Genomic DNA, 23,393 nt, shown 5'->3' with positions numbered 1-23,393 from the left:
AAACGCCCGGTTACATTCCGAACCCGGAAGCTAAGCCTCACAGCGCCGATGGTACTGCAGGGGGGACCCTGTGGGAGAGTAGGACGCCGCCGAACAAATTGTGAGAAGACCCCCGGACCGGGGATACCGGTCCGGGGGTTTTCTGCGTTCAGGACCGGTTTTCCCACTCTCCGTCGATTCCGGGTTGTGGGCCGGCTTTCGGATTCCTGGCCGGTTTTGCTGGTGGCGTTTTTACAGGCGACCCGCGGACTTCAGCGCCAGGTAGGCGTCCGCCAGGGCCGGCGCGAGATCGTCCGGAGTCGCGTCCACGACGGTGACCCCGTGACGTCGTAGCGTCTCGGCGGTGCGCTGACGTCCCGCCTCGGCCTGGGCCGCCGCCGCTGCCTCGTACACGGCGTCGATGTCGCCCCGGGCCTTCGCCATCCGCGCGACGTGCGGGTCCGCGACCGATGCCAGCAGCACCGTGTGGCGCTGGGTGAGGCTGGAGAGCACGGGGAGCAGGCCCTCCTCGACCGGAGCGGCGTCGAGGGTCGTCAGGAGCACGATCAAGGACCGGCGCGAGGTCGTACGCAGAGCTGTGGCGGTCAGGCCGCGGGCGTCCGTCTCGACGAGCTCAGGTTCGAGCCCCGCCATCGCGTTGACCAGGGACGGAAGGACGTCGCCTGCCGCACGGCCCTGGACCAGGGCGCGTACCCGGCGGTCGTAGGCGAGGAGGTCCACGCGGTCGCCGGCGCGGGAGGCCAGGGCGGCGAGGAGCAGGGCCGCGTCCATGGAGGCGTCGAGGCGGGGCGCGTCGCCGACACGGCCCGCGGAGGTGCGGCCGGTGTCGAGGACCAGAAGGATGTGGCGGTCGCGTTCGGGACGCCAGGTCCGTACGGCGACCGTCGTCCGGCGGGCCGTGGCGCGCCAGTCGATGGAGCGGGTGTCGTCGCCGGGAACGTACTCGCGCAGACTGTCGAACTCCGTTCCCTCACCGCGCGTCAGCACACTGGTGCGGCCGTCGAGTTCACGGAGCCGGGCCAGCTTGGACGGGAGGTGCTTCCGGCTGGTGAAGGGGGGCAGGACCCGTACGGCCCAGGGGACTTCGTGGCTGCCCTGACGGGAGAACAGACCGAGCGGGCCGAACGAGCGGATCGTGACACGGTCGGCCCGGCGGTCGCCGCGGCGGGTGGGGCGCAGACGGGTCGTCACACGGCGGCGTTCGCCCGCCGGGACCGTCATACGGTGGCGGGAGGCCTCGACCTCCGTGCCGGGTTCCCAACTGCTGGGCGGCCAGGCATCCCTGACGTGGGCGCGCAGAAGGCGGCCGGAGGGATTGGTGACCGTGAGGGTGACGTCGGCGGCCTCACCGAGGCGTACCGAGGTGTCCCCGGAGCGGGTCAGGCCCAAGCGTCGTACGGGGGCCGCGAGGGCGGCGTCGCAGGCGCAGGCCAGGGCGAGGGGGACGTTCACGGCGAGGACGCCTGTCCAACTCGGCCCCCAGATGCCGACGGGGAGCGCGCCCAGGGCCGCCAGGAGAGCGGCGCGTCCGGTGAGTGCCATCAGCGGGGGACGGGGACGTGGGCGAGGATCGCGTTGATGACGGAGTCGGCCGTCACGCCCTCCATCTCGGCCTCGGGGCGGAGTTGAACGCGGTGGCGGAGGGTCGGCAGGGCCAGGGCCTTCACGTCGTCGGGGATGACGTAGTCGCGGCCGGTCAGCCAGGCCCAGGCGCGGGCGGTGGCGAGCAGGGCCGTCGCGCCGCGCGGGGAGACGCCGAGCGTGAGCGACGGCGACTGGCGGGTCGCGCGGCACAGGTCGACGACGTAGCCGGTGATCTCGGGAGAGACCGTCGTCTTGGCTACCGCGGCGCGGGCGGCTTCGAGGTCGGCGGGGCCGGCGACGGGACGCAGGCCCGCGGCGCGCAGGTCGCGCGGGTTGAAGCCCTCGGAGTGGCGGGTGAGGACGTCGATCTCGTCCTGCCGGGAGGGCAGCGGGATCGTCAGTTTGAGGAGGAAGCGGTCCAGTTGGGCCTCGGGGAGCGGATACGTTCCCTCGTACTCGACCGGGTTCTGGGTCGCGGCGACCAGGAAGGGCTCGGGCAGCGGCCGGGGTGTGCCGTCGACGGTGACCTGGCGTTCCTCCATCGCCTCCAGGAGCGACGACTGGGTCTTGGGAGGCGTGCGGTTGATCTCGTCGGCGAGCAGGAGGTTGGTGAAGATCGGGCCGGGCTGGAAGGAGAACTCCGCGGTGCGGGCGTCGTAGACGAGCGAGCCGGTGACATCGCTCGGCATGAGGTCGGGGGTGAACTGGACGCGCTTGGTGTCGAGTTCCAGGGCGGACGCCAGTGCGCGGACGAGCAGCGTCTTGGCCACTCCGGGGACTCCTTCGAGGAGAACGTGTCCGCGGCACAGGAGGGCGACGACGAGGCCGGTCACAGCGGGGTCCTGGCCGACCACGGCTTTGGCGATCTCGGTGCGCAGGGCTTCCAGGGAGGAGCGGGCGGTGTCCGCGTCCTTGGTGTACCCGGTGTACCCGGCGTTGTCAGTGGTCGGGTCCATCATGAAATGCGTACCTCTCTTTCGAGGGCGTCGAGTTGGTCGGCGAGGGAGACGAGGGCCGCGTCGTCGCGGGGCGGCGGCCCGAAGAGGAGCGGGAGCAGGGCGCCCGGGTCGCCGTCGACGTGGGTGGCCAGGGCGGGGAGCAGGGTCTCGGGCGCGTGCGCCTGGGCCGGGGGTACGCCGATGAGGGGGGCGAGGCGGGTGCGGGTGGCGGAGCGGAGAGCGGCGGACGCGCGGTCGCGGGCGGCGGCCTTGCGGTAGAGGCGGGCGCGGCCTTCGGCGGTCTCGGAGGCGCGGATCGCGACGGGAAGCCGTTCGGGTACGAGGGGGCCCATGCGGCGTGCCCGCCACAGTGCTGCCACGACGGCGGCGATGAGGAGCTGCAGGGTGCCCCAGAGCCAGCCCGAGGGGAGCAGGTCGAAGAAGCTCCGGCTGCCCGTGTCGGTGGCCGAGTCGTCGGAGAGCGAGGGGAGGTACCAGACCAGATGGGTGCGGGAGCCGAGGAGTTGGAGTGCGAGCGAGGCGTTGCCCTGCTCGTCGAGGCGGTCGTTGTAGAGGATGTCGGGGGCACCGAGCACGACGGTGTCGCCGCCTCCCGCGCGGGCCGGCACGCGTACGAGCGTGGGCAGTCCCTCGCTCGGGTAGCAGGTGTCGGCGTCCTGGTCGGTGGTGCTGTAGCGGATGCCGCCGGTGTCGGCGCTGCCCGCTCGGCGCGCGGCGGGCAGATCGCAGCGGGGGGAGAGCGTCGAGTCGAAGCTGACCGCGGGGTCGGCGGTGACGCCGGGGGCGAGGGTGCCGAGGGAGGGCGGTCCGGGGGAGATCAGGATCGTACGGCCGCCCGATTGTTCCGTCGCCGTGCGCAGGTCGGTCTGCTGATGCCTGGTCAGCAGGTCGGGGGACGTGATCAGCAGGGTGGTGTCGGGGCCGGCCGCCGAGCGCGCCTCGCCGAGGGTGGTGACCACGCGCGTGGAGACTCCCCGGTCGGCGAGGAGCCGGGCGACGGCCTTGCTGCCGGAGGGGTCGGCGGAGCGCGGGTCGAGGCGGCCGTGCCGGGAGTCCGAGCGGACCGCGGCTATCGCGACGGCGGCCGCCAGCAGGAGGACGAGCGCGAGGGCGATTCCGCGCGTTCGGGTCCAGATCTGGCGGGTGGTGGGCGAGGACGAGGTGGTGGGCGAGGACGAGGTGGGGGTGAGGGTGGCCTCGGTCATGACGCGGCCCCCTGGTGGCCCTTGCGGTCCGTCTTCGGGTGCGGGCCGGCGGCGCTGTCCGTGAGGACGGGCCTGGTGCGTTCCAGGTCGCGGTCGAGGTCCGTGAGGTGCTGGTACGCGCGTGGGTCGCCGGGGCGGCCGCCGTACGTGATGTCGTCGAAGTCGCGTGCCGCGGCGCGCAGTCGGCCGTCGTGGGAGGGCAGGGAGCGGCTCGCCTCCGCGGCGGCCTCGTCGGCCGTGCGGCCGGGGCGCGGATCGAGCAGGGCGCGTTCCTCCAGGGACCGTACGACGGCCCGCATCCGTTCCTGGACCGCCTGGTTCCAGTGGCCCTGGGCGGCGTGCGCCTCGGCGGCGGCGCGGTGTTCGGCGGCGCTCCTGGGGCGGTCGTCGAAGAGGGCGGCGGACGAGGCGGGGGCGCGGTGCGGGGTGCCCAGGCGCCACCACAGGGCGGCCACGACCGCCACGACGGCGAGGACGATGACCACGAGTCCGAGTGTTCCGCCGGGCGTCGCGGACGAGGCGGCGCCGAACAGTCGGTCGACCCAGTCCCAGAAGGCGTTGAGGGCACGCTGGACGAGGCTGGGGTCGTTCTCGTGGTACATCCGCTTGGACAGTTCGCGTCTGGCCGCCTCCCGTGCGGCCTCGCGCGGTGTGGTCACCGGTGGTGTGTCGTCGCGGGCCGACGCGAGGACCGTGATCGCACCGGTGTGCGGCCCCGCGAGCACCGCCTTAAGGACTCCCCCCGCCCCGTTCACCGCATCAACTCCCTGGTGTGGTGCCGGTGGTGCCGTATCCCTGGAGGCCGGCGGCCCGGGCCAGGTCGAGGTCGAGGGCCTCACGGCGGATGCGCCGGTCGATGTACAGGAGGACCGTGACGCCCGCGGTGATCGGGAACGTGATCATGGATCCGATCACCGAGCCGATGCCGCTGACGATGAGGTAGGTCCAGCCGAGGTCGCCGCCGGAGCTGTCGAGGAAGCCGGTGAAGCCGTCGCCGCTCAGCGCGGCAGCGAGGACGGCGAAGGGGATCACGACGATCGACGCCACGATGTTGGCGATGATCGTGGCGAGGAGCTGGATGCCGAACACCCGCCACCAGGAGCCGCGGACGAGTTTCGCGGAGCGGCGCATCGACTTCGTGATGCTCTGCTTCTCCAGCATCAGGGCGGGGGAGGCGAGCGAGAAGCGGATCATCAGCCAGAGGGCGACGACACCCGCTGCGAGGGCGCCGAGGACGGCGAGCGTGAGGCCGGCGTCCGTCGAGCCGCCCGCCACCACGAGCAGACCCGGCAGTGCGCCCGCGGTGAGGATCGCGACGGCGATGAGCGGGAGCAGCAGGGTCAGGCCGAGCAGCCTGGCGAGCTGGGGACGGGCGTCGCGCCACGCCTCGCCGGTGGTCACCGGCTTGCCGATCACCGCACGGCTGGTCACCGAGGTGAGCAGGGCCGTCGCGACGATGGTGCCGAGCAGGGTGACGAGCAGGACGAGACCGGAGCCGAGGAGGGCGTCGCCCATGGCCCGGCTCAGCTCGCCGAGGGTGGCGCTGGGGTCGTCGAGCGCGTCCGTGTCGGTGCTGTCCAGGACGAAGCCCTGGAGCAGGATGACGGCGACCTGCGTGACGACGGCGACGGCCAGCGAGATGCCGAGGACGGTGCGCCAGTAGGCGCGCATGGTCGACACGGCGCCGTCCAGGATCTCGCCGACGCCCAGGGGACGCAGCGGGATCACGCCGGGCTTGGCGGCGGGCGGTTGCGCGCCCCAGCCGCTGCCCCAGCCGCCGGGGCCTCTCGGGGTGCCCTGTCCGGGGCCTCCCCAGCCGCCGTGTCCACCGCCGTATCCACCGTTCTGGTCGCCCGGCGGACGGCCGGCCCAGCCCCGGCCGGGCGCGGGGGGCGGCGGGGCCTGCGCGGGCCCCTGCGGGGCGGGCGCGGACCACTGGCCGGGCGGGGGCTGCTCCTTGGACCACTTCGACGGCTGCTCGGGCGGGTTCGCTCCGTCCTGGTCCGCGGGCCCCGGGGTGCCGGACGAGTCCGGCGTCTCTTCGCCGGAGGGGGCGGATCCGGGCGACGCCCAGCCCGGAGTGTCGTTCATCGTCGCTCCTTCACGGTGCCCGTCCCGCGGTCGCGGCGGCAGGTTGGCAGCCATCGTGTCACGGCGTGCCCGGCAGAGTACGGGGCCCCGTATGGGCTGCACACCTTCAATAGTCCGCCGGGTACGGGGCAGACTGGGCGAATGGCCGATCACTACGCGCAACCCCGCGAGGACAGTGGACCGACGGAGATACCCGCGATCCGCTGGCACGAGCCGCCCGAAGGTCCCGTGGTGGTCCTTCTCGACCAGACGCGGCTCCCCGCGGAGGAGGTCGAGCTGGTGTGCACGGACGCGCCGGCCCTGGTGGAGGCGATCCGTACGCTCGCGGTGCGCGGTGCGCCGCTGCTCGGGATCGCCGGTGCGTACGGCGTCGCGCTCGCGGCCGTACGCGGCTTCGACGTGGAAGAGGCCGCCCACGCCCTGGCCGGTGCCCGGCCGACGGCCGTGAACCTCGCGGTCGGTGTGCGCCGGGCGCAGGCGGCCCACCGGGCGGCGCTCTCCGCGGGTGGCGACGAGACGGTGGCCGCGGCGGCCGCGCTGAACGCGGCACGGACGCTGCACCGCGAGGACGCCGAGGCGAGCGCGCGCATGGCCGAGCACGGCCTCGCGCTGCTCGACGAGCTGCTGCCGGGCGGCAGCCACCGGATCCTCACGCACTGCAACACCGGGGCGCTGGTCTCCGGCGGCGAGGGCACCGCGTTCGCCGTGGCGCTCGCCGCGCACCGGGCCGGGCAGTTGCGGCGGCTCTGGGTGGACGAGACGCGGCCCCTGCTGCAGGGCGCCCGTCTGACCGCCTACGAGGCCGCGCGCAGCGGCATGGCGTACACCCTGCTCACCGACAACGCGGCGGGCTCGCTGTTCGCGGCCGGGGAGGTGGACGCCGTGCTGATCGGCGCCGACCGCATCGCGGCCGACGGTTCGGTGGCGAACAAGGTGGGGAGCTATCCGCTCGCGGTGCTGGCCAGGTACCACCACGTGCCGTTCATCGTGGTGGCGCCGGTGACGACGATCGACCAGGACACGCCCGACGGCGCGTCCATCGAAGTCGAGCAGCGCGCGGGTCATGAAGTGACGGAGATCGCAGCTCCGCAGGTCCCGGTGGCGGGGGCGGAGCCGGGAGGGGGTATACCTGTGGCACCCCTGGGGACCCAGGCGTACAACCCGGCGTTCGACGTGACGCCGCCGGAGTTGATCACGGCGATCGTCACCGAAGAGGGCGTTGTTTCGCCCGTGACGGCTGAGGCTCTCGCCGAGCTGTGTGACTTGTCACGCCAGGTAACGATTTAGTTAATGGGATGATGTCGTTTATGAAGGGACGAGTCCTTGTCGTCGATGACGACACCGCACTGGCCGAGATGCTCGGCATCGTGTTGCGTGGTGAAGGTTTTGAGCCGTCTTTCGTAGCCGACGGCGACAAGGCGCTGGCCGCCTTCCGTGACGCCAAGCCCGACCTGGTGCTCCTGGACCTCATGCTGCCCGGACGGGACGGCATCGAGGTGTGTCGCCTGATCAGGGCGGAGTCCGGGGTGCCGATCGTGATGCTCACGGCGAAGAGCGACACCGTCGACGTCGTGGTCGGCCTCGAGTCGGGCGCCGACGACTACATCGTGAAGCCGTTCAAGCCAAAAGAACTGGTGGCGCGGATCAGGGCGCGGCTGCGCCGTTCGGAGGAACCGGCACCCGAGCAGCTCTCGATCGGCGACCTCGTCATCGACGTCGCCGGTCACTCTGTGAAGCGGGAAGGCATGTCGATCGCGCTGACGCCGCTGGAGTTCGACCTGCTGGTCGCTCTGGCGCGCAAGCCGTGGCAGGTCTTCACCCGTGAGGTCCTGCTCGAGCAGGTGTGGGGCTACCGGCACGCGGCGGACACCCGTCTCGTCAACGTGCACGTCCAGCGACTGCGCTCCAAGGTCGAGAAGGACCCGGAGCGCCCGGAGATCGTGGTGACCGTCCGAGGCGTCGGATACAAGGCAGGACCGAGCTGACATGTCATGGGACAGTGCCGCTTCGGCGTCCGCTGAGCTGGGGGATCGTTCGGGGCGGCCTGTCGGCCGGAAGATGAGGGGCTCCCGCTGGGAGCGGTTCTTCGAAGGAGGACTGCTCCAGGGCGGGGTCCAGGGCAGTCCGGTCCTCCGGCTGCTCATACGCTGGGTGCGCCGTCCGCTGCTGCCCGTGATGCGGCTGTGGCGGCGCAACATCCAGCTCAAGATCGTAGCGACGACGCTGCTGATGTCGATGGGCGTCGTCCTGCTGCTCGGCTTCGTCGTGATCGGGCAGGTCCGCAACGGCCTGCTGGACGCCAAGGTGCGGGCCTCCCAGAGCCAGGCCACCGGCGGCTTCTCGGTGGCCAAGCAGAAGGCGGACTCCGCGGCGACGGCGAACGGCGACGACGGCGCCGCCACGGACGGACGGTCGAAGAACGTCAGCCAGTGGATGACCGACCTCGTCGTGTCCCTGTCCAGTGGCGGACAGGGCGCGTTCGACGTGGTCACCCTCAACTCCACCGCCTCGGGCGACGGCAGCGGCGGTCTCGCACCCCGGTACTCGGGCCAGGTGGACCCGACCGTGAGCGTCCCCGAGAACCTGCGCGCCCGGGTCGACAAGAGCACCGCGGCGGCGCAGAGCTACACCCGTGTGGTCTACAAGGACGGCCGGGAGTCCCAGCCGGCGCTGGTCATCGGCAAGCAGGTCAGCGACCCCAACGGGGACGCCTACCAGCTCTACTACCTCTTCCCGCTCACGCAGGAGGAGAAGTCGCTGAGCCTGGTCAAGGGCACCCTCGCGACGGCCGGACTGTTCGTCGTGGTGCTGCTCGGGGCCATCGCCTGGCTCGTGGTGCGCCAGGTCGTGACACCGGTGCGCATGGCGGCCGGGATCGCCGAGCGGCTCTCCGCCGGACGCCTCCAGGAACGTATGAAGGTCACCGGCGAGGACGACATCGCTCGTCTGGGCGAAGCCTTCAACAAGATGGCGCAGAACCTCCAGCTCAAGATCCAGCAGCTCGAGGACCTGTCGCGCATGCAGCGGCGGTTCGTGTCCGACGTGTCGCACGAACTGCGCACCCCCCTGACCACCGTGCGGATGGCCGCCGACGTCATCCACGACGCGCGCGTGGACTTCGACCCGGTGACCGCGCGGTCGGCCGAACTCCTCGCCGACCAGTTGGACCGCTTCGAGACGCTGCTCGCCGACCTGCTGGAGATCAGCCGGTTCGACGCGGGCGCGGCGGCCCTGGAGGCCGACGCGATCGACCTCAGGGAGGTCGTACGACGGGTGGTCGGCGGAGCCGAGCCGCTCGCCGACCGCAAGGGCACCCACATACGTGTCGTCGGCGACCAGCAGCCGCTGATCGCCGAGGCGGACGCCCGGCGGGTCGAGCGGGTGCTGCGCAACCTGGTCGTCAACGCCGTGGAGCACGGCGAGGGCAAGGACGTCGTCGTCAAGCTCGCCGCGGCGGGCGGAGCGGTCGCGATCGCGGTCCGCGACTACGGCGTCGGGCTCAAGCCCGGCGAGGCGACCCGCGTGTTCAGCCGCTTCTGGCGGGCCGACCCGGCACGCGCGCGTACCACCGGCGGCACGGGCCTCGGCCTGTCCATCGCCCTGGAGGACGCACGGCTGCACGGCGGCTGGCTGCAGGCCTGGGGCGAGCCGGGCGGCGGTTCGCAGTTCCGGCTGACCCTGCCGCGCACCGCCGACGAACCGCTCAGGGGATCACCGATACCCCTGGAACCCAAGGACTCCCGGCGCAACCGCGGACTCGACGACGCCGGGCTGCCGCACGGCGGCGCCACGAAGCGCGCCACGGTTCCCGTACAGCAGGCCGGGTCCGCGGCGGATCCGATACCGCCGCGCGGGGCCATGGCCCCCCGGCTGGCCGGGGCCTCGCCCACGGCCGATCCGACGGCACTGCCCGGCAACGGCGCCCGCGTGGTGCCCCGGCCCGCCGGGGCGCTGCGGCGCCAGGAGGAGACATCCGGCACCGGCCGGGAACGGACCGCGCAGGAGCGGGGGCGGGACGGCGAGACGCCGGAGGAGCTCGGACATGGGGAGGCATTTCGTGGGCGCTGACCGCGGGGGGAACGGCATCCGCGGACGCCGTTCGGCAAGCGTCATGGTGTACGCCGGGTGTGGCGCCCTGCTGCTGGCGGGGTGTGCCTCGATGCCGGACAGCGGGGATCTGCGCGGGGTGGAGTCCACCCCGCGCCAGGACTCGCAGGTCCGCGTCTACGCGATGCCGCCGCATCCCGGTGCCTCGGCGGCGGAGATCGTCCAGGGCTTCCTGGAGGCGCTGACCAGTGACGACGCCAAGTACGAGACGGCCGGCAAGTACCTCACCGACAGCGCGCGCAAGACGTGGGACCCGTACCGTTCGACGACGGTCCTCGCGGACGCGCCGGAGCCGGTGGGAGCGCCCTCCGGGACCAAGGAGGGCAGCCGCGACGTCCTGTTCCGGCTGAACGGGGCCAAGGTCGCCACCGTGGACGCCTGGCACGCGTACGGGCCGGACGCCGGCCAGTACAGCGGATCGGTGCATCTGACGAAGCTCAAGAGCAACAAGCAGTGGCGTATCGACGGGCTGCCGCAGGGCGTCGTGATGGGTGCGTCGGACTTCCAGCGCAACTATGTGTCCGTCAACAAGTACTACTACGCGTCGAACGGACCCTCCGGGGCCGACCGTCCCCTGGGAGTCGTCGCCGACCCGGTCTACGTGCGCGCGCAGGTGGACCCGATGACGCAGATCGTGCGCGCCCTGCTGAAGGGGCCCACGACGTGGCTGGACCCGGTGGCCAGGTCGAGCTTCCCCTCGGGCACCGAGCTGAAGAACAGTGCCGTGTCGCTGTCGCCCGACGACCGCAACAGCGTCACGGTGCCGCTGAACAAGCGGGCCGACCGGGTCGGAAGCGCCAAGTGCCGGGAGATGGCCGCGCAGATCCTCCTCACCCTGCGGGATCTGACCCCCACCGGTGTCGACGAGGTGGAGCTCCAGCGGTCCGACGGCTCGCAGCTCTGCGCGCTGACCAAGGCCAAGGCCGAGAGCGTCGCCTCGCACGGCACGGGCGAGCACCCGGAGTACCAGTACTTCATCGATCACGAGCAGCGGCTCGTACGGATGCCCGGCGGCAACCGCGACAAGAAGCCCGAGCCGGTGCCCGGTGCGCTGGGCGAGGGCGACAAGAAGCTGCGGGCGGCCGCGGTCTCGCGGGACGAGGACACCGCCGCCGGAGTGTCGGCCGACGGCCGGAACCTGTACGTCGGGTCGCTGGTGCCGGGCGGGTCGCTCGCCGAGCCGGTGGTGCGCAGCCAGGGCAGGACGGCCGACGACCGGCTGACGACGCCGAGCTGGGACACGCACGGTGATCTGTGGGTGGCCGACCGGGACCCGAAGAACCCCAGGCTGCTTCTGCTGCGCAAGGGCGCGGGCGAGCCCGTCGTCGTGCAGGCGCCGGAGCTCGACGGGCGCATCGAGGCGGTGCGGGTGGCCGCCGACGGTGTGCGCGTCGCGCTGATCGTCGAGAAGGACGGCAAGAGCTCGCTGCAGATCGGACGGATCGAGCGGGGCGGCGGCGACGATCCCGACGGCGCGTTCATCGTCGGACTGGGTTCCGTGGCGCCCCAGCTCGAGGAGGTCACGGCCATGTCCTGGGCCGGGGACAGCCGCCTGGTGGTGGTCGGCAGCGAGAAGGGTGGCGTGCAGCAGATGCAGTACGTCCAGGTCGACGGCTCCACCCCGCTGGGGACCTCGCCCTCCGCGCTGGCCAACGTCAAGGAGATCGCCGCGTCGGAGGACGAGCAGTTGCCGCTGGTGGCGCACTCGGAGGCGGACGGGATCGTGCGGCTGTCGGCGGGAGAGCAGTGGCAGAAGGTGGTCCAGGACGGGACGGCGCCGGTCTATCCGGGGTAGTGCCGTGTGCGTCTGTGCCTCGCAGGTGGGCCCGTCCGGTTTTCCGGGCGGGCCCACCGCCGTTTCGGGAGCGGTCGGGTACAGCCGTCCACAGGCGGTTCTCCGCCCTTCCCCGAGGTTTTCCACAGGGGTGGCCGAGGGGGCCGGGCGTTGGCACAGTGGTGGCCATGCGGGGGTGGTGGCGGGACCTCACGGATCTGGTGCTGCCGGCCGAGTGCGGAGGCTGCGGGACGCCTCGCACGGTGCTCTGTCCCGAGTGCCGTGCCGCCCTGACGGGGGCCGCACCGTGCCGGGTGCGACCGGTGCCCGAGCCGGCGGGGCTGTCCGTGGTGCACGCGGCCGCTCCCTACGGGGACGAGGTGCGGGCCATGCTCCTCGCCCACAAGGAACGGGGTGCGCTGGCGCTGGCGGCACCCCTGGGCGCGGCCCTCGCGGGGGCTGTGCGGGCAGGTCTGGGGCCCGCGGGGCGTCCTGGACCACCTGGTCCGGCGGGGCGGCCCGTGGCTCCGCAGGCACCACAGAGGTTCGGGAAGGGGGACGTGTGGGGAGAGCTGGGGTCCGGGAGGAGGGACGTGCGGGGAGAGCGGGCCGGTCCGGGCGGCTGCGGTACGCGGATGCGGGAGACCGGAGCCGGTACCGGCGGTGTGGCGGTCCGGGAGGCCGGGGCCGGTACCGGCGGTGTGGCGGTCCGGGAGGCCGGGGCGGGGCGCGGGCCCGTGCTGCTGGTGCCGGTGCCGTCGGCTCGGTGGGCGGTCCGGGCGCGGGGTCATGATCCGGTGCGGCGGATCGCGCTCGCGGCGGCGCGGGAGCTGCGGCGCTCCGGGACACCGGCCCGGGTGCTCGGTGTGCTGCGGCAGCGGCGTGCCGTGGCCGACCAGTCGGGGCTGAACTCCCGTCAGCGGGCGGCGAATCTGGCCGGCGCCCTGGAGGTCGTCGCCGGGGGCGGGCGGCTGCTGGCCGAGGGCGGGCGGGTCGTGCTGGTGGACGACCTGATGACGACCGGGGCCTCGCTGGCGGAGGCGGCCCGGGCGGTGCGCACGGCGCAGTCGGGTGTGCGGGCGCTGGGATGGACGGGTGAGAGGACGGTAGGTGCGGAGGTGTTCGGGCGAATCGGGGGTAGGGAGCACGCCGAAGGAAGGAGCGGCGACATGGTCTGCTCGGCCGTGATCGCGGCGCCGCCGGACGCCTTCGAAATAAACCGGAACTGACCGAGAACTTGCATCGTTGCAGGTAACGAGAGGGTCAATTCACCTGAACGGAGGTACGTATCAGTAGAGGGTGACGACATCCGTCCGGGCGAGATATGTTCGGTTGTGAGGCAATGGCGCAGGCCGTACCTCGCGCATCCGAGTGCCGAAGCGTGACTTTCCGGCAATCACCCGCATCGGTGGGGTGGAGATCTTGTCCTTGGGGGAGGAGGAGGTGAAAGTCACCGAGTCCGAGGTTCCGGGGCTCACCGGAGCCTGGTGCAAAAGGGAGATGCTCCGCCAGTGGAGCGGGGCTATCCGGGAACGGAGTTCTGCGTGGACATCGTCGTCAAGGGCCGCAAGACCGAGGTGCCTGAGCGGTTCCGCAAGCACGTGGCCGAGAAGCTGAAGCTGGAGAAGATCCAGAAGCTCGATGGCAAGGTGATCAGCCTCGACGTCGAGGTGTCCAAGGAGCCCAACCCCCGACAGGCCGACCGCAGTGACCGGGTGGAGATCACGCTCCACTCCCGCGGGCCTGTGATCCGGGCGGAGGCAGCGGCAAGCGACGCGTATGCAGCACTCGACCTGGCCGCGGACAAGCTCGAGGCCCGGCTGCGCAAGCAGCACGACAAGCGCTACACCCGCCGTGGCAACGGCAGGATCTCGGCGGCCGAGGTCGCCGACGTCGTCCCGGGGGCCGCGACCCTGAACGGCAGCGGTGACGTCGTCCACGACGAGGAGCCGGACGCCGTACCCACCAAGAAGATCGGCTCTCTCGAGATCATGGGGGAAGGCCCCTGTGTCGTCCGGGAGAAGACCCACGTGGCCGCACCCATGACGCTCGACCAGGCGCTCTACGAGATGGAGCTGGTCGGGCACGACTTCTACCTCTTCGTCGACTCCGAGACGAAGGAGCCCAGCGTCGTCTACCGGCGCCACGCGTACGACTACGGGGTCATCCACCTCAGCACGGACCCGATGGTCACCCAGGGCGGAGCGGACGCGCCGGGTGGCGCGCTCGGCGGCTGACCGTCTCCGGTGACGGATGAGCCGGTGCCCCTGGAGCGCGAGTGCGCCCCCAGGGGCACCGGTGTGCGACCACTTCACGCCCCGCTCCGTCACCCCGCCGCCGTCCGGACGTGGAATCATGGCCGCACCGGCCCAACCGGTGGGTCGTTGCCTTGGGTTGGCGATGCCACGGAAACACAGGCCACGGCCTTCAGGGGGAGGAACGATGGCGGACAGCTTCGGACCGATGCGTGCCGGCGGCACCGGCGACGGAGTCGTCGCCTCCGGCCTGAGCGGGGGTCCTTCACGCGAGGAGCCCATCAGGGTTCTCGTCGTCGACGACCACGCCCTCTTCCGCCGCGGTCTGGAGATCGTGCTCGCGGCCGAGGAGGACATCCAGGTCGTCGGTGAGGCGGGGGACGGGGCGGAGGCGGTCGACAAGGCCGCCGACCTGCTGCCCGACATCGTGCTGATGGACGTACGGATGCCCAAGCGCGGCGGTATCGAGGCGTGCACCTCCATCAAGGAGGTGGCCCCCAGCGCGAAGATCATCATGCTGACGATCAGCGACGAGGAGGCCGACCTCTACGACGCGATCAAGGCGGGGGCGACCGGTTACCTCCTCAAGGAGATCTCCACCGACGAGGTGGCCACGGCCATCCGCGCTGTCGCCGACGGGCAGTCGCAGATCAGTCCGTCGATGGCCTCGAAGCTCCTCACCGAGTTCAAGTCGATGATCCAGCGCACGGACGAGCGCCGGCTGGTGCCCGCGCCCCGGCTCACCGACCGTGAGCTGGAGGTCCTCAAGCTGGTGGCCACGGGGATGAACAACCGTGACATCGCCAAGGAGCTGTTCATCTCCGAGAACACCGTGAAGAACCACGTCCGCAACATCCTGGAGAAGCTGCAACTGCACTCCAGGATGGAGGCCGTGGTCTACGCGATGCGGGAGAAGATCCTCGAGATCCGCTAGGCGTCACCCCCGGACGCCGCCCGACGGCTCCGCCGGGTGTCAGCCCAGGATGCGCGCGAGTTCCGCGGTCAGCGGTTCGCGCAGGTCGGGGGCGTCCACCCGCTCGACCCGCACCGACGTGCAGTCCACCCAGTCCGCGGCCTCCGCCAGGGCCTGGGCCACCGCGGGGACCGCCTTCGCGCCGTCCAGGGTGACCTGCCGGGCGATCAGCGTGCGGCCCTCCCGCGCCGGGTCGACCCGGCCGACCAGCCGGCCGCCGGCGAGCACCGGCATAGCGAAGTAGCCGTGGATCCGCTTCGGCTTGGGCGTGTACGCCTCCAGGCGGTGGGTGAAATCGAAGATCCGCTCCGTGCGCGCCCGCTCCCAGATGAGGGAGTCGAACGGCGACAGGAGCGTCGTGCGGTGACGGCCGCGCGGGACCGTCTCCAGCGCCGCGGGGTCCGCCCACGCGCTTCCCGCCGTTCTCGCGCCGGCGCCTCCCGCCCCGCCCTTGCCGCCCGGGGCCTTGCCCCAGCCCTCCACCGTCACCGCGACCAGACCAGAGTCCGCGATCACCGCGTCGACCTGTTCCAGCTTGAGACGGTGGTAGTCGGCGATGTCCGCTCGGGTGCCGACACCGAGGGACTGTCCGGCCAGGCGCACCAGACGGCGCAGGCACTCCCTGTCGTCCAGCTCGTCGTGCAGCAGGGCCTTCGGGACGGCCCGCTCCGCGAGGTCGTAGACCCGCTTCCAGCCGCGCCGCTCGACGCACACCACCTCGCCGTACATCAGCGCGCGTTCGACGGCCACCTTCGTGCCCGACCAGTCCCACCACTCGCTGGTTTTCTTCGCCCCGCCCAAGTCCGTGGCCGTCAGCGGGCCTTCGGCGCGGAGCTGCTTGAGGACCTGGTCGTAGGCGCCGTCCGGCAGGTCGTGGTTCCAGTGCGGGCGGGCGCGGTAGGCGCGGCGGCGGAACGCGAAGTGCGGCCACTCCTCCACGGGCAGGATGCAGGCCGCGTGGGACCAGTACTCGAAGGCGTGCGGCGCCGGGGGTGTCCCGTCGGAGGGCGCGGAGGTCCAGTACGCCTGCTCCACGGTCTTGCGGCCGACGGCGCCGAGCCGGGCGTACGGAATGAGCTCGTGCGACCGGGCGAGGACGGAGATCGTGTCGAGCTGCACCGCGCCGAGGTGCCGCAGGACTCCCCGGACGCCCGCCCGGCGGTCCGGGGCGCCCAGGAAACCCTGCGCCCGCAGAGCGATTCGGCGGGCTTCGTCCGCGGAGAGTTCGGTGGTGGGACGCGGAAGACTCGTCATGCCCACACGTTAGGCGGTGCCACTGACAACCGGGGCGCGCACGGACGGACCGCGGCGGCTCGTGATCGCGCGCCGGGAGCCGGACCCGCGCTCACCTGGCCGGCAGGTACGGCGCCGTCGACGGCAGGCCCAGGTCCGACGGGAGCAGCGAGCCCACCCAGCAGTCCCGGCGTACGCCCTTGTTGTTGAGGGCCGAGCGCAGGGTTCCCTCGATGGTGAAGCCCGCGCGTTCGGCGACCGCGCGGGATCCGGCGTTGCCGACCTCGGCGCGCCACTCGACGCGGTCGACGGACAGGTCGGTGAAGGCCCAGCGGGAGGCGGCGACGGTGGCCTCGGCGATGTAGCCGTTGCCGCGGTGCTCCTTGGTCGCCCAGTACCCCACCTCGCCGACGCCCAGGGAGCGCATCGTGATGGAGAGCATCCCGACCAGTTCCCCGGAGGGAAGGAAGACCCCGAAGGCGAAGGCCGAGCCGTCCGCCCAGCCCTCGGGCACGATCTGGTCCGTGAAGCCCGACGCGTGCTCGCGCAGATAAGGGGAGGGGATGGTGGTCCAGCGCTGGATGTCGGGATCCTGGGCGGCCTCGAAGACGGCGTCGGTGTCGTCCACGTCCACGGGGCGCAGGACGAGACGGTCGGTGGTCAGCGTGACGGGGTCCATCGGGCGATTCTGCTCGGGCAACCGGAAGGATGCCATTCCTTTGCCCTGCGTGACCGGTTCGCTACTTTTCGCTGAGCGAACGCGGCACCTTCGGCGACCCCTGTCCGTTGTCCTGGTGGCTGTCACCGGCAGACCTCCCGGCGCGGTGTGGTCCTCGCTTACGATGGCCGTTGCTCAAGCTGTGATTTGAAACTGTCATTGAAACCGACCGTCCCAGGCCCGACCGGCAAGGAGACAAACCCCCGTGTCCGTCCTCTCGAAGATCATGCGTGCAGGCGAAGGCAAGATCCTGCGCAAACTGCACCGCATCGCGGACCAGGTCAACTCCATCGAAGAGGACTTCGTCGACCTCTCCGACGCCGAGCTGAGGGCCCTCACCGATGAGTACAAGCAGCGGTACGCCGACGGCGAGAGCCTCGACGACCTGATGCCCGAGGCCTTCGCGACCGTCCGCGAGGCGGCCAAGCGCGCCCTTGGCCAGCGTCACTACGACGTCCAGATCATGGGTGGTGCCGCGCTCCACCTCGGCTATGTCGCGGAGATGAAGACCGGTGAGGGCAAGACCCTCGTCGGCACCCTGCCCGCTTATCTGAACGCCCTCTCCGGAGCCGGCGTCCACCTCATCACGGTCAACGACTACCTGGCCGAGCGCGACTCCGAGATGATGGGCCGCGTCCACAAGTTCCTCGGCCTCGAGGTCGGCTGCATCCTCGCCAACATGACTCCGGCCCAGCGCCGCGAGCAGTACGCGTGCGACATCACGTACGGCACGAACAACGAGTTCGGCTTCGACTACCTGCGCGACAACATGGCGTGGTCCCAGGACGAGCTCGTCCAGCGCGGCCACAACTTCGCGATCGTCGACGAGGTCGACTCGATCCTCGTCGACGAGGCCCGTACGCCGCTGATCATCTCCGGCCCGGCCGACCAGGCCACCAAGTGGTACGGCGACTTCGCCAAGCTGGTCACCCGCCTGAAGAAGGGCGAGCCCGGCAACCCCCTGAAGGGCATCGAGGAGACCGGCGACTACGAGGTCGACGAGAAGAAGCGCACCGTCGCCATCCACGAGCCCGGCGTCGCCAAGGTCGAGGACTGGCTGGGCATCGACAACCTCTACGAGTCGGTGAACACCCCGCTCGTCGGTTACCTGAACAACGCCATCAAGGCCAAGGAACTGTTCAAGCTGGACAAGGACTACGTCGTCATCGACGGCGAAGTCATGATCGTCGACGAGCACACCGGCCGTATCCTCGCCGGCCGCCGCTACAACGAGGGCATGCACCAGGCGATCGAGGCGAAGGAAGGGGTGGACATCAAGGACGAGAACCAGACCCTCGCCACGATCACCCTGCAGAACTTCTTCCGCCTCTACAAGCGCCACGACCACAAGGGCAAGGAAGTGCCCGGTCTCTCCGGCATGACCGGTACCGCAATGACCGAGGCCGCCGAGTTCCACCAGATCTACAAGCTCGGTGTCGTCCCGATCCCGACCAACCGGCCGATGGTCCGCAAGGACCAGTCCGACCTGATCTACCGCACCGAGATCGCGAAGTTCGAGGCGGTCGTCGACGACATCGTCGAGAAGCACGAGAAGGGCCAGCCGATCCTCGTCGGTACGACGTCGGTCGAGAAGTCCGAGTACCTCTCGCAGCAGCTCTCCAAGCGCGGCGTCCAGCACGAGGTGCTGAACGCCAAGCAGCACGACCGGGAGGCGACGATCGTCGCCCAGGCCGGCCGCAAGGGTGCCGTCACCGTCGCCACGAACATGGCCGGCCGCGGTACGGACATCAAGCTCGGCGGCAACCCCGAGGACCTCGCCGAGGCGGAGCTGCGCCAGCGCGGCCTCGACCCCGAGGAGCACATCGAGGAGTGGGCGCACGCCCTGCCCGCCGCCCTGGAGCGGGCCGAGGCGGCCGTGAGGACCGAGAAGGACGAGGTCCACGACCTCGGCGGTCTCTACGTGCTCGGCACCGAGCGCCACGAGTCGCGGCGTATCGACAACCAGCTCCGCGGTCGTTCCGGCCGTCAGGGCGACCCGGGCGAGTCCCGCTTCTACCTCTCCCTGGGCGACGACCTGATGCGTCTGTTCAAGGCGCAGATGGTCGAGCGCGTCATGTCGATGGCAAACGTGCCGGACGACGTGCCGATCGAGAACAAGATGGTCACCCGCGCCATCGCGTCCGCGCAGTCGCAGGTCGAGCAGCAGAACTTCGAGACCCGCAAGAACGTCCTGAAGTACGACGAGGTGCTCAACCGGCAGCGCGAGGTCATCTACGGCGAGCGCCGCCGGGTCCTGGAGGGCGAGGACCTGCAGGAGCAGATCCTGCACTTCATGGACGACACCATCGACGCCTACATCGCGGCCGAGACCGCCGAGGGCTTCGCCGAGGAGTGGGACCTCGACCGGCTGTGGGGCGCGTTCCGGCAGCTCTACCCGGTGAAGGTCACCGTCGACGAGATGGAGGAGGAGGCGGGCGACCGTGCCGGTCTGACCGCCGAGTTCATCTCCGAGTCCATCAAGGACGACATCCACGACCAGTACGCGGCCCGCGAGGAGCAACTCGGCTCCGAGATCATGCGTGAGTTGGAGCGCCGGGTCGTGCTGTCGGTCCTGGACCGCAAGTGGCGTGAGCACCTCTACGAGATGGACTACCTCCAGGAGGGCATCGGCCTGCGCGCGATGGCCCAGAAGGACCCGCTGGTCGAGTACCAGCGCGAGGGCTTCGACATGTTCAGCGCCATGATGGACGGCATCAAGGAGGAGTCCGTCGGCTACCTGTTCAACCTGGAGGTCCAGGTCGAGCAGCAGGTCGAGGAGGTCCCGGTCGAGGACTCGGCGCCGTCCCTGGCCAAGCAGGAGGCGGTCCCCGCGGGTGCGGGCGCGGCGCGCCCCGAGATCCGCGCCAAGGGCCTCGACGCCCCGCAGCGGCCGGACCGGCTGCACTTCTCCGCGCCGACCGTGGACGGCGAGGGCGGCATCGTCGAGGGCGACTTCGCCAGCGACGAGCCGGTGCGGTCCGAGGCGGACGGCCTCACGCGCGCGGAGCGCCGCAAGGCCCAGAAGGGTGGCGTGCGCCGCCGCAAGAAGTGAGTGAGGGTCGCGTGCGGCGGGCAGTGCCGCCGCAGGCGACCGGATGACGCGGGAAGGGCCGGACACCTGGTGTCCGGCCCTTCCCGCGTCCGGAGACCTCCGGCCCGGCCCGGAGGCCTCCGGCCCGGACCCTGCGGACGTTCCGGGGCCATGGTGCGGACGTCCCGGGACCATGGTGCGGACGTCGCCGGGTCGTGTGCGGACGTCTCCGGGGGGGCGTGGGGCGGGCCGGGGCGGACTTCGTTCAGTCGTGGGGGTGGGGTGTGCGGGGGATGCCGAGTTCGATCGCCGTGCAGCGCCAGCGGAGGTCGGGGCCCTGTTCGAGCCGGAAGGCCATGGCGCGGAGCTGGTCGCCGGCGCCGATGCGGGCGAAGGCCTCGACGGCGTCCGGGCGGGCGACGTAGTAGCCGATGTCCCGGACGACGGGGCGGGCGCCGCGGGTGCGCAGCGGGCCGCGCTCCGCGAGCCGGACCAGTTCGTCGTAGGCCCGGCCCGCGGTGTGGCGCAGCATGCAGTGGACGGGGCGGGCACCGCTCAGCACGGCCAGCAGCCGCTCGGCGAAGACGTCGGTGGGACGGGGCCCCGGAGCGGGGCGCACGGGAGCCCCGGCCGCCGCCGTGGCGGGCGTCCCGGCCGCTCCCGCCGCCAGGACGCCCGTCCGGGCCTCTCCGCCGGTCCTGCCTTCCCTGCCGGTCCCGGCCGCCTCCCTCAGCCGTGGCGTGCCCGTCCGGGCTTCTCCGTGCGGTGGGCCCGCGGAGGGGGCGGGAGCCGGGGTCGTGTCCTGGGGCGGGGTGCCGGTCGGGCGTCGGGCGGGGGTGCCCGTGCCCGGGGTGCGCGGTGGGGCGCCGCCGGGGCGGCGGGAGTCCTGACGGCCGGGCGGACGGGTGCCCGGGTGGCGCCTGGTCCTCGTCATCACCTTGTTCATGCGTCGTCCCCGCTCGTCGTCCGGACCGGCGATACCCGCCGGTAACTTTCGTGTCGGGGATCTTGTACGAGCCGGGAGGAGGCCGGCGCAAGGACGGCGGGCGCGCGCCGCGGCCGCAGGAAAGATCACCTATCAGGGTGGCCCGGAGGCGCGGAGCCCTTGGCGGCGAAGGGGAGTACCGGGTGAATCGCGGGCCTCGGGTGGACGCCGCGACGGGTGCGGCCGGGGCCTCGAAAGGGGACGCCCGCACGTATCCTGAAGGCCCTCCCCGGAGGCGCGGGACGGCCTCCCCGGAGTGCTCGCACCGCGTGACCCTCGGAGCCCCGACTACGAAAGCGGCCAGCCATGCGCGTCTACGTCCCCCTGACCCTCTCCGGTCTCGCCGAGGCGTACAAGACGGGAGAGCTGCAGACGGGACCGTTCACCGCGTACGCCGTCACGCCCGCCCTGCGCGAGTGGTACGTCTCCGACGACATCGAGGAACTGGAGTACGCGGCGCTGAGCCGCGCGGCACTGGCCTCGCTGCGGCTGCTGGCCATCGACCAGGAGGCCGTGCGGCGCCGGGTCGTCGTCGCGGTCGACGTCCCGGACCGGGTGGCGGCGGCCGACCCCGACCGGGGACTCGACCCCGCGGCGCTCGGCGAGGTGCGGGTCTCCCAGGACGTGACCCTGGCGAAGGCGGCCGCCGTGCACGTCGACGCGGACGACGCCGAGACGGACGTGACCGCGGCCGCGGCGGCGCTCGGCGCGGCGGACGCGGGCGACGACGACGCCCAGTTCGTGGTGGACGGTGCCGAGGACCACGAGCTGCTGTGGTTCGCCACCCAGGAGATCCCGGGCCTGGTCGGACTCGGGGAGTAGCCGCCCCGTTCCCGCCCGGGACGACGCGTTGTCGGTGGCGGCGGGTACTTTTTCCGTATGGGGAAGCAAGGAAACGCGCACATTGTGTGGGACTGGAACGGCACGCTGTTCCACGACAATGACGCGATCATCGGGGCGACGAACGCCGCGTTCGCCGAGCTGGGGCTCGAGCCGATCACCTTGGAGCGGTACCGGGCGATGTACTGCGTGCCCGTGCCCAGGTTCTACGAGCGGCTGATGGGCCGGCTGCCGACGGACGCCGAGTGGCAGATCATGGACGACACCTTCCACCGGTACTACGCCGAGCACCGCAGGGCGTGCGGGCTCACCGACGGCGTGCCCGCGCTGCTCGCCGGATGGGAGGCGGCGGGCCGCAGCCAGTCCCTCCTGAGCATGTACGGGCACGAGGAGCTGGTCCCGCTGGTGCGCGGCTTCGGCATCGAGCCGCACTTCCTGCGGGTCGACGGGCGGACCGGGCCCTCCGGCGGCAGCAAGGCCGAGCACATGGTGCGCCACCTCGCCGCCCTCGCCGGTGTCGAACCGGGCCGCGTGGTGGTCATCGGCGACGCGGTGGACGACGCGACGGCCGCGCGGCACGTCGGTGCCGGGGCCGTCCTCTACACCGGTGGCTCCCACAGCCGCGTCAGCCTGGAGGAGGCGGGCGTTCCCGTGGTGGACAGCCTGGAGGAGGCCGTCGAGGAGGCCGGCAGACTGGCGGCCTGAGGCCTCCGCGCGCCTCCCGGACAGGACACCGAGAGCCCTCGGCCCACCGAGGGCTCTCCCGGACGGCCCGAAAGGCGCCGCTCCCGGTCAGCTCACCGGGGCCTTCGAGCGCAGCACCTTGAGGAACTCGCGCATCCAGGCGGAGTGGTCCGGCCAGGCGCGGGCGGAGACCAGCGTCCCGTCGACGACGGCCTCCGCGTCCTGGAAGGTCGCGCCCGCCGCCTGCATGTCGAGCTCCAGCGCGGGATAGGCCGTGACGCGGCGCCCGCTCAGGCTGTCCACGGCCGCGGTCAGCAGCGGCCCGTGACAGATCTGGGCCACCGGCTTGTCCGCGTCGAAGAAGGACTTCAGGATCTTGCGGAGCTCCAGGTCGTTGCGGAGGTACTCCGGGGCGCGCCCGCCGGGGATGACCAGGGCGACGTACGCTCCGGGGTCGACCTCCGCGAACGCCAGGTCCGCGGGCCAGGTGTAGCCGGGCTTCTCGGTGTAGGTGTCGAAGCCGGGTTCGAAGTCGTGGACCACGAACTGCAGCTTCTTGCGGGTCGGGGCCGCGATGTGGACCTCGTACCCCTCTTCGAGCAGACGCTGGTAGGGGTAGAGGACCTCCAGCGATTCCGCCGCGTCGCCGGTGACAATGAGGATCTTCGGTGCCATGGTGCTGCGCTCCCGTCGGCCGTCCTTGCGCGTCGCGTTCACCGTCCCCGTCAACCTGCCTCCGGGGGAGGTTCTTGCCAAGGGGCGGAACACGGTCCGTAGGACGACGGTAGCCCGCAGTCGGCCCGTACTGCATGCCGTCGCCCTGTTCGTCCCTGTGCATAGTGTCAAAGTTCCACCCCCGGTTTTGTACACATACGGCTCATGACGACCCCCCGGTCGGGGGCGATAGCCTGGTGGCGTGATCAGCGCGATATCTCGCGGGGGCATCGTCGCCCC

At 71.7% G+C, this 23,393-nt stretch carries 19 protein-coding genes and 1 rRNA gene; 11 read left to right on the top strand and 9 right to left on the bottom strand.

The genetic code is table 11. The annotated features are described in order from the left end of the window. Positions 1 to 95: ribosomal RNA gene (gene rrf, locus ACFRIC_RS26865) — 5S ribosomal RNA — on the top strand; the annotation flags it as partial. A 136-nt stretch (positions 96 to 231) separates the two neighbouring features. Here rrf and ACFRIC_RS26860 read toward each other — a convergent pair. The 5 genes from ACFRIC_RS26860 to ACFRIC_RS26840 are packed head-to-tail and all read right to left on the bottom strand — an operon-like array spanning position 232 to position 5,839. Then, on the bottom strand, positions 232 to 1,542 hold the full coding sequence (locus ACFRIC_RS26860; RefSeq protein WP_382790435.1) for a DUF58 domain-containing protein: 1,311 nt from the start codon (positions 1,540 to 1,542) through the stop codon (positions 232 to 234). Continuing rightward, entirely contained in the window at positions 1,542 to 2,540 is a 999-nt protein-coding gene (locus ACFRIC_RS26855) for an AAA family ATPase (RefSeq protein WP_382790432.1), read from the bottom strand. The genes ACFRIC_RS26860 and ACFRIC_RS26855 overlap by 1 nt, the downstream gene beginning before the upstream one ends. Next, on the bottom strand, positions 2,540 to 3,748 hold the full coding sequence (locus ACFRIC_RS26850) for a DUF4350 domain-containing protein (protein ID WP_382790429.1): 1,209 nt from the start codon (positions 3,746 to 3,748) through the stop codon (positions 2,540 to 2,542). Before ACFRIC_RS26850 ends, ACFRIC_RS26855 begins: the two co-directional genes overlap by 1 nt. Continuing rightward, the gene (locus ACFRIC_RS26845) at positions 3,745 to 4,503 is read right to left on the bottom strand and encodes a DUF4129 domain-containing protein (RefSeq protein ID WP_382790426.1); all 759 of its coding nucleotides are present in this window, start codon (positions 4,501 to 4,503) and stop codon (positions 3,745 to 3,747) included. Before ACFRIC_RS26845 ends, ACFRIC_RS26850 begins: the two co-directional genes overlap by 4 nt. Before the next feature lie 4 nt (positions 4,504 to 4,507). Beyond that, complete coding sequence (locus tag ACFRIC_RS26840) at positions 4,508 to 5,839, bottom strand: glycerophosphoryl diester phosphodiesterase membrane domain-containing protein (protein ID WP_382790423.1); 1,332 nt, start codon at positions 5,837 to 5,839, stop codon at positions 4,508 to 4,510. A gap of 141 nt (positions 5,840 to 5,980) precedes the next feature. Here ACFRIC_RS26840 and mtnA point away from each other — a divergent pair, with 141 nt between their 5' ends. The 7 genes from mtnA (at position 5,981) to ACFRIC_RS26805 (ending at position 14,909) form a co-directional block, all read left to right on the top strand. After that, on the top strand, positions 5,981 to 7,126 hold the full coding sequence (gene mtnA / locus ACFRIC_RS26835; RefSeq protein ID WP_382790420.1) for an S-methyl-5-thioribose-1-phosphate isomerase: 1,146 nt from the start codon (positions 5,981 to 5,983) through the stop codon (positions 7,124 to 7,126). A gap of 8 nt (positions 7,127 to 7,134) precedes the next feature. Further along, positions 7,135 to 7,824, top strand: coding sequence for a two-component system response regulator MtrA (gene mtrA, locus ACFRIC_RS26830; RefSeq protein ID WP_192582811.1), 690 nt, complete (start codon positions 7,135 to 7,137; stop codon positions 7,822 to 7,824). Between the two features lies 1 nt (position 7,825). Further along, positions 7,826 to 9,907: an MtrAB system histidine kinase MtrB gene (gene mtrB, locus ACFRIC_RS26825; protein WP_382790415.1), complete on the top strand. Its 2,082-nt coding sequence runs from the start codon at positions 7,826 to 7,828 to the stop codon at positions 9,905 to 9,907. A 43-nt stretch (positions 9,908 to 9,950) separates the two neighbouring features. Next, a complete protein-coding gene (locus ACFRIC_RS26820; protein ID WP_382790412.1) occupies positions 9,951 to 11,741 on the top strand; it encodes an LpqB family beta-propeller domain-containing protein in 1,791 nt (596 codons plus the stop codon). A 167-nt stretch (positions 11,742 to 11,908) separates the two neighbouring features. Beyond that, positions 11,909 to 12,949 (top strand): ComF family protein, encoded by a 1,041-nt coding sequence (locus ACFRIC_RS26815; protein WP_382790409.1) that lies wholly within the window; start codon positions 11,909 to 11,911, stop codon positions 12,947 to 12,949. A 315-nt stretch (positions 12,950 to 13,264) separates the two neighbouring features. Next, positions 13,265 to 13,957 (top strand): ribosome hibernation-promoting factor, HPF/YfiA family, encoded by a 693-nt coding sequence (gene hpf / locus ACFRIC_RS26810; protein WP_382790406.1) that lies wholly within the window; start codon positions 13,265 to 13,267, stop codon positions 13,955 to 13,957. 205 nt (positions 13,958 to 14,162) lie between these two features. Continuing rightward, a complete protein-coding gene (locus tag ACFRIC_RS26805) occupies positions 14,163 to 14,909 on the top strand; it encodes a response regulator (protein WP_382790403.1) in 747 nt (248 codons plus the stop codon). A gap of 39 nt (positions 14,910 to 14,948) precedes the next feature. On the opposite strand, the gene ACFRIC_RS26800 is transcribed toward ACFRIC_RS26805, so the two are convergent. Next, positions 14,949 to 16,202, bottom strand: a complete 1,254-nt coding sequence (locus ACFRIC_RS26800) for a winged helix-turn-helix domain-containing protein (protein ID WP_382790400.1) — start codon at positions 16,200 to 16,202, stop codon at positions 14,949 to 14,951. Between the two features lie 91 nt (positions 16,203 to 16,293). Next, a complete protein-coding gene (locus ACFRIC_RS26795) occupies positions 16,294 to 16,860 on the bottom strand; it encodes a GNAT family N-acetyltransferase (RefSeq protein WP_382790397.1) in 567 nt (188 codons plus the stop codon). A 244-nt stretch (positions 16,861 to 17,104) separates the two neighbouring features. Here ACFRIC_RS26795 and secA point away from each other — a divergent pair, with 244 nt between their 5' ends. Next, positions 17,105 to 19,951 (top strand): preprotein translocase subunit SecA, encoded by a 2,847-nt coding sequence (gene secA, locus ACFRIC_RS26790; protein WP_382790394.1) that lies wholly within the window; start codon positions 17,105 to 17,107, stop codon positions 19,949 to 19,951. Positions 19,952 to 20,195: 244 nt separating this feature from the next. Here secA and ACFRIC_RS26785 read toward each other — a convergent pair whose 3' ends face one another. After that, positions 20,196 to 20,876 (bottom strand): Rv3235 family protein, encoded by a 681-nt coding sequence (locus ACFRIC_RS26785; protein ID WP_382790391.1) that lies wholly within the window; start codon positions 20,874 to 20,876, stop codon positions 20,196 to 20,198. Between the two features lie 345 nt (positions 20,877 to 21,221). Here ACFRIC_RS26785 and ACFRIC_RS26780 point away from each other — a divergent pair, with 345 nt between their 5' ends. Next, entirely contained in the window at positions 21,222 to 21,737 is a 516-nt protein-coding gene (locus ACFRIC_RS26780; RefSeq protein ID WP_382790388.1) for a DUF6912 family protein, read from the top strand. A 57-nt stretch (positions 21,738 to 21,794) separates the two neighbouring features. Continuing rightward, positions 21,795 to 22,460 (top strand): HAD family hydrolase, encoded by a 666-nt coding sequence (locus ACFRIC_RS26775; protein ID WP_382790386.1) that lies wholly within the window; start codon positions 21,795 to 21,797, stop codon positions 22,458 to 22,460. A gap of 87 nt (positions 22,461 to 22,547) precedes the next feature. Here the strand turns inward: ACFRIC_RS26775 and ACFRIC_RS26770 are convergent, their stop codons facing one another. Beyond that, positions 22,548 to 23,114 carry a DJ-1/PfpI family protein gene (locus tag ACFRIC_RS26770; protein WP_382790383.1) on the bottom strand — a complete coding sequence of 189 codons (567 nt, stop codon included), beginning with the start codon at positions 23,112 to 23,114 and terminating at the stop codon, positions 22,548 to 22,550. Between the last annotated feature and the right edge of the window lie 279 nt (positions 23,115 to 23,393).

Origin of the sequence: Streptomyces sp. NPDC056738 (assembly GCF_042790435.1) — a bacterium.
In the GTDB taxonomy this organism is placed as follows: Bacteria; Actinomycetota; Actinomycetes; order Streptomycetales; family Streptomycetaceae; genus Streptomyces.
This window is presented reverse-complemented; position numbering and strand designations above follow the sequence as displayed.